Below are 13,245 nucleotides of genomic sequence, written 5' to 3' on the forward strand. Positions count from 1 at the left end.
TCAGTGAGTACGCCACCCCGGACGACCACGCAGTCGTCAGCGCCCGCTGCACCGGCAGCAGCGACGGTCGTCGACCACATCGACGTCTACATCAAGGTGCTCGCCGGAGAAAAGCTCGGACCGGACCTCTATGCGACCTCGGGCACCGGCAAATTCGGTCTCGGTTACGGGTGGACCGGAACGACGAACGGGGCCGAAGTGAAGACAGACGCATGTCAGATCACCATGCAGGTCACCGGACCTGAGGACTTTCCCGTTCAGCGCAGTGCCCAGTGCTCGAAGCAGCCCGGCGGTCCCTTCAACGGCGGCGACAACTCCGAGGGCATCACTGTTTTCGGGACGTACACGATCACCGTGACAGACGAACTGACGGGCACAGTCGGACAAAAAGCGTTCACCGTGACGGCAGGCTGACCGCAGGGACCCGATACGACTGCAGCGACGCTCCGAAAGCGGTGGCTTGTTTCGGAGGTACGTCGGTCAGGTCAGATCGTGTCATCGACATCTTCAGGGGTAGCGGCTATCAATGTCCGTAGTTGATCGATCGAGATGTCCAGCGAGGCTTCGTCTCCGGTGGTTACCGCGTGATCGATCAATCGTTCGCGTATCCCGTAACCGAAGGTTCGGATCGTGATGCCGTCGCTGGCTTCGAGAAGCCGGCCGATGTCGCGACCGAGCGGGGTCGGTCCGCTCCCATAGCCGAAACTCCATCCGTTGAACCGGTTCTCTTCGGGTCTCGGCATTGGTTTCAGCGGACCATCGGGCTCGCGGAGAAACACTGCGGTGTGCCCGGATCCGGTAGAGCTGGCGACGATGTGGGTGCCATCGGGAATGCGATCGACGGCATGAGCGAACCACGGCCACATGATGATCATGCGATCGAGCTCGTTGTAGGAATTTCGGTAGCGCGCCATCAAGGTACCGTCGGCTGCGGTACGAAACCGCGATTCTGCTTCCAGGAGATTGACTGCCTTACCGAGCCTGCGGAGCTCCGCACAGTCGTGGACACCTTCGGTCCCGTGACGCCAGTACTCGTCGAGCACTGGGGAGACGTCGAACCTGGTGGGTTCGGTCGCCGGATAGGGAGGAAGCGGCTGTACTGATTCGTCTCCTTGGTAGGACCGCAGCCGATAGACGTTGTAGACGGTGTTCATCGCGGTCTCAAGAGCCTTCGCAAGCTCCTTGTTTCGGTGCTCGTCGTCGACGGCGTACTCACCGACTGCGCTGAGCCAGACACCCAAACCTGACCAGCAGGAACGCAATTCGTCCACGGTTGGGTCGGGTGGGCCGGACAGCGGTCGCCAGTCGAGGTCGTCGAGATTATCGACAGTAGGGTCGATCGCACAGTGGTCGGTGTCGAACGCACTGCCCCCGTGGCGCATCGCGCTCCGCCATTGCGGCTCACGATGGGTTTCGTCGTTCTCCAGGATCATGTCAAGGCGTTCCCACATCGTGCGCAAGGCTATTTCGCTGGTGGGATCGTCATAGCGAGGGTGTTGCTGAGACCGCCGCAGTGTCACCATCGCCTCAGCGAGTGGGCGAATCTCCGGAGCATCGACAACGACCGGAACGGGTGCATTCGTGGCGGCAAGTTGGGCGATGTTCTCCGGTGTGGCGAGCTCGTTGGTCGGGAAATGCCGCACTGTCTGACCTACGAGTGCGTCGATGGTCGCCATCGGCTCATCCAGCTCGATCAGCGTCGTGTCGACCATCTGATCGAGATCACGAGTGGCTCTGCCCCTCAACGTGTCCCACAATGAAGGTCGAGGCATATGCTCGTCCGCCCGGGTGACGAAGACATGGTTGTACGCCTTGATCCCCGTGATGTCGTTGCAGTATGTGTTGATCCAGTAGACCCCCAGGTAGTCCCCGTCGAGGTAGGTCCCTGCCACGGCCGGCAGTACGTAACTCTCGAACCGCCATCCCGAGAAACCACTCGAGCCTGCTACGGGGCCGGTCAGGACTACTGTCCGCGTCGAGGAGCGCCAGATCCGTAGGTGCACTTGCTCCGAGTCGTCACCGCGGCCCGCGCCGATCGTGGTGATGGTGTCGACGACGAGCGGCAGCGGTGATGTAGCGGGCGTGGCGGTGGTGGCCACCCCTGAGGCCGAGTCATGACCGCGAGTAGCCCTTTTGTACACCTCGATCTCGCCGACGTCGTAGAGCATGGTTCGCGGGCCGATGACCCGGCCGGTGATCGCTCCATCGAGGGTGAGCTGGCGGATTCGAGCCGAGCTCACGCCGAGAATGTCCGCGGCCTGCGCAGTCGAGATAAGAGTGGACGACATAGCCGAACGCTAACACAGCGGATGCGTTCATGAAGGTCATCGCTTGCGGTATCGCAAATGGTTGCCTTTTATACGCATCTACCGCCGACGCGTCCGCCACGGATGCTGTGGCGGTTTCTTTCTCCAGCGTGTCCGCCACGACTGCGGTGGTGTCTCGAACTTCCGATAGGACTGGGCGTGCCGCTCTCCTTTGACCCGGATGTAGGCGTTCATACCGAGGTCCTCGGGGCTTCCCTTCCGGGCCGCTGCCACCTGACCAGAGCTCACTGGGTAGTAGTGACGTACCCCGTCGACGAAGGTTTGTTCTACAGCCATGACCAGCCTGAGTTGTCTGTCGAGCTCGTCAAGCCAGTCTTCGACACTGAATTTGATATCGGGAAAGCCCGGTGGACGCGGGGTGTACGCACTGGGAGGTCGATCACCCCCGTCCTCGAAGTACGTGCGCAGCTGATTCAGCAGGCCGGCAACAGACTCGACGTAGCTGAGCATGTGCCCTTCGTCGAGAACGAGGCGTGCGTAGAAGGCTGCAGCTTCGACGTCGGTAAGAGCTTGCTGCACGTCTTTGGACAGCAGCTCGAGCTCGGAGGACGGGATTCCTCTGTCGAGCCCTCCCTGATGCCGAGCGACGGCGTCGAATGCCGACAGTGGTCGGCGGACTGCAACTACTGCCGCCCAGAGATCGGCCACGGCCCGGGCCGCTTGGCGATTGACCGTGAATGTTCGGTCCGTTCTGTTCGTGAACAGTGCTACCGACACTGCCGCTGCGGTAAGGATTGCACCTACCCACGCCGCGGCCGACCCCACCGCGCCGACCGACCAGCCCCAGAAAACGGCCACAACGCACAGCACGACGCCTGCAGCACCTGCAGCGATCGCCAAAGGCCCCATATGTTGCGCGACGACAGCGAGCAGGCTTTGCACGATCCGCCGGCACTTCAATCCGATCCCGGTATTGGCCGCCATCATCGAAGTATCGCCTGCATCCGTTGCGCCGTGGTCGTTTCCCAATCAGCTTCCTTACTGGCTGTTAGCGTCGCGCAATGGTCGTAACCGTTCCAGAGAAGACGCTCGAGCACTGGATCAGCCAGTACATCGCCAACCGGTATGCGCGCCACGCGGCGCTCTGGTGGCCGACACAAGGTGAAGACATCAATGTCGGCTCGCTTCCCGCGCGCTCCGGAAAGGCAATTCAGCTCGAAGTGAAGACGTCCACCGTCACTACCACCGGTCATGAAGTCCTGATTAACCTCGAACAGCTTGAGAAGTATCTGCGCAAACGTTTTGCGCTACAACCCTTTTACGTATTCCCGCTCCCCTTTTGGCAAGGGACCCTGCGAGAGGACGCTCACCGTCGCGGCGATGAAGTGACCGAAGGGGGATTCAAACGCAGCGGGTCGCCACGGTGGTTCGGACATTGGATGGTCGTCCTGACCACGCAACAGGTCTACGCCGCAATCAATCCCCGCCTCGGTGACCCCGAAAAGAAGGTGCTGGCCAGAGTGCAACCGGGCCCATACGGAGTACCGCATGTGACATGGCCCAATGCTGGTGGCATCACGCCCGCACCCGTCGACTTCCCAGATTTCTGGGATGTCCTCGGCCGGTGCGGTCGACCGGATTGGCCGCAACTCGTGCGACTGCCCACGCACCTCGTCGGCGAGTGGTTTTACAACCACAATGAGATGCTCGACCTACTTCAACTCGCTGCCGCGAACGACAACAACGCTTCGGCGGAGTCGTTGACCACCTTCGAGAGTATGGACAGAGAAGGTTTCGCTCGCGCTTCTGAATTGGATGACTTTCAGGAGGGTGGGGACTCGGATACCAGCGGAGGCTCCGATGAGCACCGTCAGATCGTATTCATCTACGCCCGAAACTTCCGATGAGAACCGTTGCCTCACCGCCCCCTTGAGCTGTGCAAGCAGCGTCCTGGACCAATCAGCAGACTCACGTCGCCGAGATGATGTGCTCCGATACCCGAGTTGACGGAAATGCGGATTCCAACAGGGGTAGCGAGTAGCCAGGTAACGAGTAAGGACGCAGGGGCGTAGAAGTCGGCCCCGATGGGAGATCAAGCCAGGAACCGGGAGCACCGACACGGTTGCCATCGCGGCGCAGAAGACGCCCGTGTTGCAGGCCTGCAGTCGTCGACTCAGAGCTGACTTTGATCTGCCCGATCCCCAGCGCTTCTTCCTCGAGCAGGAAAACCGCCATGTCTCTCTCTTCCGGCCGCCGTTCGCGAACTTCGCGGAGCTTCGTCTGCAGCACCCGGTCCGTGGTCGACGTTTCGTACACGTCGGAACCGTCGTAGCGTGCGAATGCATGCACTCGGTACCACAGTGCAAGGCCAGTCTGCACGAGACCGATGATGCTGGGGCTGGTCCAGCCGATGAAGTGTCCGGATCGGGCGGGGCACATGTACGCGTGCTTTTCGTCGAGGTCGCCGGCCCCGAGGGCGTTCATCGGGACTGCTGCGGCCAGCGTTGGAATCATCGTGCTGCGGGCGTCGATCAACGCTTGCCGAGACCAGAGATGTCCCCGTGAACCCGCTGCGTCGGGAGGCGGTATGAGTCCTCGACGGAGATACCCATCGACGGAGGCTCGGGAGAGGCCGTAAAACTCCTGAAGATTCGCGCGCGATAGATATCGAGGAGAGGTCTCTGCGGAAGTCGTCATACGTCGACCCTCACACCTGCCGTGCCGCATGTCAATGCATTTAGGCATATTGCCTAAATGCGTTTAGCGATCCGGGCCTACAAGCTTGTCCGTCCACTCCCCGCTGCTGTTTTTTGCGTAAGACTGTTCGTGCTTAGGGGCGATTGCATCAACAGACGCCCTGTACAGGTCGTACCTCACGACCTCCCGGAGCCCGTTAGCGATGTCGCGGGCGTTCACTTCGCAGTCCGAATAGTCCTGTCCAGCCGTGAAGTGTCGGGTCACGGCCGAGGCAGGCAGCCAGCGCCCACCCATTGCCGCCTCCGGATCGTGCGGATCAGCCACAGCATTCTCGTAGCCCGCTCTCCACCGCGCGACGATGCGCGTGAGCGATAGTTCCTGCGTGGCCTCGACGTCGATGACGTGGATCTTGTACCCGAATGTCCTCAGCTGTTCGGTCAGCTTTCTTGCCCATGGCTTGTGCCCCAGGGTTCCGTCGATGGCGATGTTCTCGCCTGCTCGGATCGCGTCGTTCAACGCACGCTGATAGAGAATCATCGACTCGTGGTGAACCAGGGCGGAGAGTTCGAGAGGGTGAAAATCCTCGGACAGCGTGTGCCGCAGCGGCTCTGGAAGCAACATCTCCAACGTACCGCTGGCTCTTGCAGATCGGAGAAGTAGTTCTTTGAAGTCGTCGGCATCGACGCGACGCCGCTCTGTAAGGTGCCCGTCCATGAGAGTGCTCTTGCCAGCTGCTGGCGGACCGGCGAAGAGTATCGCTTGACGATCCCGGGGTGGATTCGAGGAATCGGCGCGCCACGTATCTAGGAGAGCGGTGTGACGTCTCCTGCGCGCTGCCGTGGGAATCCACTCACCGCCCACCGATCGGAACTCGAGCTCGTCCATGACGGTCGCGTTTGGAGCGTACGTGTCAAGTGGACCGTCGGTCAGCGACATGCTTTCCAGTCGCGCCCGACGGTCCTCTACAGCTTCGTGAGACACGTCAGCCTGCTACCGCCTCAAGGACCCGGTCGTAGTCGGAGTCGTCGATGAATCGATCATCCAATGCTCTGCCGACCTGGAGGTTGAATCCCGCCAGGTTCAGCGGCGGCACTTCACCCTCGCTGGCTGGTATCCGGTCGACTGATTCGTAGACCCATTCCGACAGCTGTTTGATCATCAGCTCGCGAGTGAGCAGTCCCGCTGCGCAGCGTGCCGCGATCTCGTAGGGAGTTCCACCAGCCGTACCTGGCCGGATGTCCGGTGCATCGATGCGTGCCATCTTCAACCACTGCGAGATAGCCGGCTGGCTGACCTTGTTGGCTTTGGCCAGGTCTAATTGATTCACTCCACGCTCGTTGGCTTGCCGCACCTTGCGGAGCTGCTCGATGCGAGCCAGTACGACACGAGCCCTGGCGGCCGTCATGGAGGTCTCTAGCTCGCGTTCCAATACATCGGACATGACTACCTCCTTCGATATAAATAATCTTATACCTGCTGTTCAACGGCTGCAAATAGAAACTATTCCTGTCTTCAATCTCTATCTCTATATGCACAACACGGGCCACACCTGTCTACCGCTCGTGTCCGAGGTCACGGTCCCGATCGGCTGCAGACGGCGGTGGTCGATCGACGTCGCGGCGTCTGGTCGCCTGTCGGTTCAGCATGGACTTCAACGACGGTGCGCTGGGGGACGCACCGGGAGCGTGTCCATAGTCAGGTGACGTCTCCGCGTCTGGCTCTGCCTCGAGCTGTCGTATCCCCTCGTCTGCGGCGTAGCGGGCGGCGTCGCGGCGTTCCTCGAATCCGGAGGTCGAGCTGTCGGGGCCGGTCCATGCCGTCCAGTGCCAGGTGCGGTCGGTCCACTGGATCGCCGCTCCCGGTGCCCCGCTGTCGCGGTCCGCTCCGCGTTGAAAGCGTGACCCATCAGGCGATTTCGGCTTCCACGGGTCGTCGGCGCGGCGCGCGTCTCGCTCGGATTGGGCTGCAGCCCACTTCTCGGCGAAGGCCTGCATCCGCTCAGGAACGGACTCGACAAGCGCTGCACGGCTGCTGTGTTGAGCGTCGGCGTGCGCGGGTGTTGGGTTGAGGTCGAGGCTCCATTTCGGATACAGCCCTTGCGATCGGCGCCGGTCGAGGTCGCGTCCGCGTTCGGTGAGCGCTTCGGGTGAGTTCTCTCGGGCATTGACGTCCGCTTTGAGTTCGGTGAGCGCGTAGCGTGCCTGGGCGAGTTCGTCGGTGCGCGTGAAGATTCGGTCCTCCTGCGCGGTGAGTTCGGTCAGTCTCCCGGCGATGTGCGCGCGGTCGGCGTGCGCTGCGGTCGCGCGCACGGGCAGCTCCCTGATCATGTTGCGCATCTGCTGGAGGATCCCACGTGCGGCGGTGGCACTGGACATCGCTTCGGTGAGTTTGCGGTGCTCGACGTACCGCTTAGGCCCTGCATCGATGGACAGTTCGAGCTGGTCGTTGACCGGGCGGTAGGTGCCGGCGATCGCGACGCCGGCGATCTCCGCGAACTCGCTCGGTCGTCCGCTCTTGACCGCCCGCATGTCGATGTAGGTGGTCTGCAGGACGTTCTGCAGCGCGTCGACGAGCGATTCGGTGTCGTCGTCGGCCGCGGTCCGGTGATCGATAGTGATCATCTTCTCGGCGCGGTCGTCGATGTCGAGCCACGCTGCAGCGCGGTCGGCATTGGCCTCGATCGTCGGCATGTCGGCGTCGAGGCGCTGGGCGGCGCGGTCGAGGCGGTCGATGGCCGCGCGGCGTGAGGCGTTCGCGTTGGCGATCATGGTCTGTTCGGATTCGAGCGCGTCGACGTGCGCCTGCTGCTCGATCGCCCGGACGTAGACGGGGTCGCCGGTGGCGGCGGCCTTGGTCTGCGCGGCCGACAGGGCGATGTCGCCGCCGACGTCTTCCATCGTGTCGGGGATCTCGCCTCCGCGTAGCTGCTGCACGGAGTGGGCTTTGCGTTCGATGATCTGCCACATGGTGGCGTCGTAGGAGCGTCGGGCGACGATGTTGACCACGTCGACCTCGCGGTGGACGTTGCCCTGCCGGATGATGCGCCCGAACCGCTGCTGCATGTCCGCTGCGGTCCACGCGGGATCGAGGGAGATGAGCTGCTTGAGTAGGCGTTGGGCGTTGACCCCGGTACCGAGCTTGGGTGTCGAGCCGATCAGCACGCGAACCTTGCCGGCGCGGCAGTCGGCGAAGAGCTGCTGTTTCTGTTTCGGTGTCGGGTAGTCGTGAATGAACACGACCTCCGATCGCTCCATTCCTCTGTCCACCAACGCTTCTCGCAGTCGCGCGTAGAGACTCTTCTCCCCCGCACCACCGGCCTTCGGAGTGCCGCGGTCACAGAAGACCATCTGGAACACCCCGCGCGCGTCGGGGCCGTGCCGGTCGGCGGGGGTGAACAGGTCGCGGTGCTCGAGGTGGGTCTTCCAGAGCAGATCCGCCGCGACAGCGACCCGGTCGTGTTCGGGCTCGGGTTCGGGCAGTTTTGCCAGCGTCGGGTGCAGGGAGGCGTTGCGCCCGTCATTGGAGATCTTCAACGCGTTGTCGACGTCCATGCTGCGACCGGAGGTCGCGGCCATGCGTTCGTCGAGGTCGAACATGAAGTCGCGGACCTGCGGCGCGAGGTCGAATTCGACGACCAGCGGCTTGCCGGTGCGCATTCGCGGCAGCTCGACGGGGATCTGGTCCTCGGTGACCACGTCGCGGAACTGATCGACCATGGCGATCAGTTGACGCAGGTTCTGGTACTCGGCCATCCGCGAGATCGGACGCAGTGAGGTACCGGTGATGTTCATTTCCACGGTGGTGCGCTGTTTGGCGAATGTCTGTGCCCAGGCGTCGATGTGGCCGATACCGGCGGCGTCGAGCAGATCGGGGCGCAGGTAGCGGTTCATCACCCACAGCTCGGACAGGGAGTTGCTCACCGGTGTTCCGGTGGCGAAGGCGATCGCTTTCGCGGGTGCGTCGGGTTGTCCGGATTCGATGTTGCGCAGGATGGCGCGGTCGCGCAGCCAGCGCGCTTTCATCTCCAGGTCGGAGGCGCGTTGCGATCCTTCGGGTAGGGACAGGTCGGCGGAGTTGGAGGTGCGGGCGAGGTTCTTGTAGTAGTGCGCCTCGTCGACCCAGAGGAAGTCGCAGCCGGACTGCTCGAAAGTCAGGCCGGTGTCGGATGCTTTGGAGGACACCAGTTTCTGCTGTTTGGCCTGTTCGCGTTTGAGGACACGTTCGATCTGTTTGATGGTGTGCTCGCCGCCGGTCTCCTTGGCGCGTTCGAGGCCTTCGCGGAGTTCCATCATGCGGGTGTCGATGTAGGCGAGTTCGGTGTCTTTGCTGACGGCGATCAGCTTCATCACCGATTCGGGCACGATGACCATGTCCCAGTCGGTCACGGCGGTTTGACCGATGAAGCGTTGCCGATCGCGGGGCCCGGACAGGTCGCCCCCGACGAGCACTTTCGCGGCCGGATAGGCATCGCGAACCTCGGCGGCCCACTGGTCGACGAGATGGTTCGGCACGACCACCCACGGCTGGCGTTTGTGTCCCAGTCTGCGCATCTCCATGCAGCTGATGGTGATGGTGAGGGTCTTGCCCGATCCGACACAGTGATCGAGCAGGATCGTCTCACCGTGGGTCAGACGTTGTTCGGCTTGCCGCTGGTAGTAGTACGGAATGTAGTTGGGGTTCAGGCCCGGGTACTGCTTGTGCTCGGTGGCGAACTGGGGTTTGACGAACCGGTTGAACCGCCCGTTGTAGACCTCGGTGAGGTGCTCGTAGCGGGCCGGATCGGACCAGAGCCACTGCACGAACTTCTCTTCCAGCCGTACCGCGCGATTGCGCAGGTCGGTGGTGTGTTTGGGGTGGAATCGCGGTTTGGGTTCGCGGTCGAGCTCGCTCTCGGTCTTGAGCACTTCGACGGGCTTGTTGTTGGCGATCGTGGTGAACAGCTCGAGCCCGGAGTAGCGGCCGGCGATGCCCCACGGGTCCTCGTAGCCTTGCGGGTCGTCCCAGTTCGGGGCCGAGCTGGTCTCGAACTGCCAGGTGGCGTTGACCGCGGCGTACGAGACGGTCAGCTCGTCGGGGTCGATCCCGAACTCCTGGACCAGGAACTGCTTGTGGTTGTCGACTCCGACCCATTCCGCGCCGGGGCGCACCCCGATGCGCGCGGGATCGGCGTCGGGTGGCACGACGGCTTCGAGGGCGTCGACGACGCCGGTGTAGACGTCGGGGTTCTCGGCTTCGGCGACGCGGGCGCGGGCGAGTTTGCTGCGGACGTCGCCGGCGAGAAATTGGCCGGCGACCTCGTAGGTACTCGGATCGGTGAGCGAGGGGTAGATCTTGCCTCGGGCTCGGTCGAGTACGTCCTCGACGTCGGTGTCGAGCAGCTCGGCCACCCGTTCGGGGTCGATGCTGCCGCGTTCGTCGAAGGCGATGGCGATCGCTTCGTCGATGCCGGCGGCGCTGGTGGCGCGTTCGGTGGTGAAGGTGACGTCGGTATCGAAGATCGAGGTCTTGTTGGCCTGCTCGGTCTCGTCGTCGAAGAGTTCGAGCGATCGGACCATCGCCATGCGGGGGTCGAAGCTGATGGCCCCTTGCAGGTGGTGGCGGCTCTTGCGGGGCCCTTGCGCCGGGGTGCGTGCCTTCTCCAGCAGTGCTTCGGTGACCTCGGTGGGCATCTCACCCCCGTAGGGGGGTAGATCGAGGTCCGCGAGGTCGTCGGGGTCCACCCCTCGATCGAGTGCAGCCTGCTGGGCTGCGTCGATGCGCCACTGCGCTTCGAGGGCGGTGAAGTTCTCGGCGGTCTTCTCGGGGCTGTTCTCGGTGGCGTGGTTGGTCCACTTGAACCGGTTGATGAAGCCATATCGGCTCGTGTAGTCGGTGTATTGCCGATCGAGCTTCTCGCGCAGGTCTTGTCGGTGTTCGGGGGTCGAGTCGGCGGTGCGTGCGCTGTCACCGATATCCATGACGGTATCGCCCATGGCGAGCAGTCGTTGCCACTGATCGTTGATCTCGCGGCCCTTGGCGGGGGTCAGGACCCATCCGGCACCGACTTGGTACTGCTCCCACCGGGAGCTGTGGGCGTCGAATCGCAGTGTGCCGGGGATGGTTCCGGTATCGGTCCCGGAGTCCGTGTGCAGGCCGGCATCGTCGAGCTCGTGATGCTGGGTTCGATCCGGAGCCGCTGCGGTCACGGCCAGGCCTGAATCCAGGGCGTCGTCGACGATGGTCTCCAGCGCCCGGGTCAGCAGCGCCGGTACGGATTGCGATTGCGGGGCAACGACTTTCATCGTGGTCGAGCCGTACATTCCGGAACCGACCTCGACGGTGCCCAGGATGCGCTCTCGGTGCCGGTTGAAGTACCGGTTCAGGTGGATCGGTGCGGTGTTGTCTCCGTTCCCGGTAGGAAGGGTGACTTGGGCCACCTCGGTCCACAGCGTGGTCTGTTCGGTGGCCTCGCGTCCCGGCTCCCGCCGGCGGAAGATCAGCACGTCGGTGAGCACGTCGGTGGCGGCCTGGCGGCGATGCGCGGCCGACGGTAACCGGACCCCGCCGACGAGGTCACCCAGGGCGGCGATCTCGCGCCGCGCGGCCGGGCGCACCGAATCGGAAGTGAACGTGCTGGTGATGACCGCGACGTACCCGCCGGGCGCGGTCAGGTGCAGGGATTTGATGATGAAGTGGTTGTGGATCGAGCGACTGTTGGGGTTGTGAATGTCGTCGTAGACCGGATAGTCACCGAACGGGACGTTGCCGACCGTTGCGGTGAACGTGCTGTCGGCGGCGAACGCGGCCTCGAATCCATGATTGCGGATGTGCTGGTTCGGATAGAGGTGATGGGCGATCGCCGCGGTGATCGGGTCGAGCTCGACGCCGACCATCTTCGTTCCGGCGGGGGCGAGACCGACGAAGTGTCCACTGCCGCAGCCCGGTTCGAGGACGCGGGCACCCTCGGGCAGACCGGCGCGTTCGACGGCGCGCCAGAGGGCAGAGGCGATGGCGGGATCGGTGTAGTGGGCGTTGACGGTGCTCAAGCGGGCCGCGGCGTAGTCCGGGCCGCTGAGCAGGGTGCGCAGTTCCTCGCGCTCGGGCTCCCATTCGGCCTTGGCGGTATCGAATATCTGCGGCACGCCGCCCCATCCCGACCAGCGAGCCAGGGTGTCCTGCTCGGCGGCCGTGGCGGGGCGGGACTCGGCGGCCAACCCCTGAACGATGGCGAGGGCGTCGAGGTTGGCGCGGGCTCGGGCTTTCGCTCCGGACGGAACGAGAACGTCCGTGCCGAGAACGAAATCGACTGCGGGAGCGACAGTTCTGACTGGATCGGCGGCTGCCTCGACCCCACTACCTAACGGTTCCTGGCTCGGTTCGCCTGCGTCGACGCCAACGCGGTCGGTGGCGGTCTCGGGTTCGGGTGTCGCTTCCGGTTCGGTCGTGGTCTGGGGTTCGGGTTCTGACGTGACGGTATCGGAGACGTCGGCATAGCGGCGGGCGGTGTCGGCGCTGATGTAGACGGTGGAGCCGTCGGGGCGTTGGGCGGCGATGAGGCTGTTGCTGCGCCACAACGGGCTGGTGAGGGGTTCTCCGGTCTCGTACTGGGGCACTTCGACCGGCGCGTCGGGTACCTCGCGGGGTGTCGGGGTGTCGGTGAGATCGCCTGCGGGAACCGATGTTTCGGTGCCCGCAGCGGCTTCCTTGGCAGCATCGGTACTGGCGGCGGTGGTGTAGCCGTGGATGAAGTCGGCGCGGATCTGTGTGGCTTCGGCGCTGTCGGCGGGCAGTGATTCGAGTGCTGCGCCGACGACGGGGTCGGCGGAGGGGTCGGGCGCAGCGAAGGGTGCGCGTGGGTTGTAGGCGCGACGTCCGCGATCGTCGAAGTCCACGATCTCAGCAGTGGCGGCGTTGTCGAGCTCGTTCTGTGCGCGGTGCTGACGTGCTGCTTCGTCGGTGGTCTCTGGCCCTGTGGTGTCCGGCTCGGTGGGGTCGGCCTCGGGTGCCCGGTGGTGAGTCTGCCAGAGCAGGTCGACCAGCTCGTGGGGAAGTGCGTCGAGGCGGGCAGGGTCGGCCAGTAGCGATTGTGCGGCAGCGGTGAGCGCGGTGTCGGTGTCGTCGATGGCCACGACGGCGTCGAGCATGACCGTTTTCGTCCGGGCCAGTGCCCAGGACTGGAACTGGGCGTAGGTGTTCGACGACGCCTGGGCCGAGACGGTCAGATCTGCGTCGGCGAGGACGGCGGCACGGATCCGCTCGGTGAGTGCCTCGTGTGCAGACGCCTGCGGGGGTGCCGGCTGGG

8 protein-coding genes are annotated in these 13,245 nt (G+C 63.8%); 2 read left to right on the forward strand and 6 right to left on the reverse strand.

Annotation, left to right across the window (positions count from 1 at the left end):
- Positions 1–3 precede the first annotated feature (3 nt).
- On the forward strand, positions 4–414 hold the full coding sequence (locus J1M81_RS26000) for a hypothetical protein (RefSeq protein ID WP_206499185.1): 411 nt from the start codon (positions 4–6) through the stop codon (positions 412–414).
- Positions 415–485: 71 nt separating this feature from the next.
- Here J1M81_RS26000 and J1M81_RS26005 read toward each other — a convergent pair whose 3' ends face one another.
- Both J1M81_RS26005 and J1M81_RS26010 read right to left on the reverse strand, forming a co-directional pair.
- The gene (locus tag J1M81_RS26005; protein ID WP_206499186.1) at positions 486–2,288 is read right to left on the reverse strand and encodes a hypothetical protein; all 1,803 of its coding nucleotides are present in this window, start codon (positions 2,286–2,288) and stop codon (positions 486–488) included.
- A 78-nt stretch (positions 2,289–2,366) separates the two neighbouring features.
- The gene (locus J1M81_RS26010; RefSeq protein ID WP_206499187.1) at positions 2,367–3,296 is read right to left on the reverse strand and encodes a hypothetical protein; all 930 of its coding nucleotides are present in this window, start codon (positions 3,294–3,296) and stop codon (positions 2,367–2,369) included.
- Positions 3,297–3,328: 32 nt separating this feature from the next.
- Here J1M81_RS26010 and J1M81_RS26015 point away from each other — a divergent pair, with 32 nt between their 5' ends.
- Positions 3,329–4,174, forward strand: coding sequence for a hypothetical protein (locus J1M81_RS26015; protein WP_206499188.1), 846 nt, complete (start codon positions 3,329–3,331; stop codon positions 4,172–4,174).
- 61 nt (positions 4,175–4,235) lie between these two features.
- Here J1M81_RS26015 and J1M81_RS26020 read toward each other — a convergent pair whose 3' ends face one another.
- From J1M81_RS26020 to J1M81_RS26960, 4 genes are all read right to left on the reverse strand, one after another.
- A complete protein-coding gene (locus J1M81_RS26020) occupies positions 4,236–4,616 on the reverse strand; it encodes a hypothetical protein (RefSeq protein ID WP_206499189.1) in 381 nt (126 codons plus the stop codon).
- Positions 4,617–5,027: 411 nt separating this feature from the next.
- Positions 5,028–5,900: a zeta toxin family protein gene (locus tag J1M81_RS26025; protein WP_143546445.1), complete on the reverse strand. Its 873-nt coding sequence runs from the start codon at positions 5,898–5,900 to the stop codon at positions 5,028–5,030.
- Positions 5,901–5,946: 46 nt separating this feature from the next.
- Entirely contained in the window at positions 5,947–6,405 is a 459-nt protein-coding gene (locus tag J1M81_RS26030) for a hypothetical protein (RefSeq protein ID WP_094686151.1), read from the reverse strand.
- A gap of 112 nt (positions 6,406–6,517) precedes the next feature.
- Positions 6,518–13,087 carry a helicase-related protein gene (locus J1M81_RS26960; protein ID WP_308051321.1) on the reverse strand — a complete coding sequence of 2,190 codons (6,570 nt, stop codon included), beginning with the start codon at positions 13,085–13,087 and terminating at the stop codon, positions 6,518–6,520.
- Positions 13,088–13,245: the final 158 nt, after the last annotated feature.

The sequence above is a fragment of the Rhodococcus sp. KRD175 genome, from assembly GCF_017168275.1.
GTDB classification, from domain to species: Bacteria; Actinomycetota; Actinomycetes; order Mycobacteriales; family Mycobacteriaceae; genus Rhodococcoides; species Rhodococcoides fascians.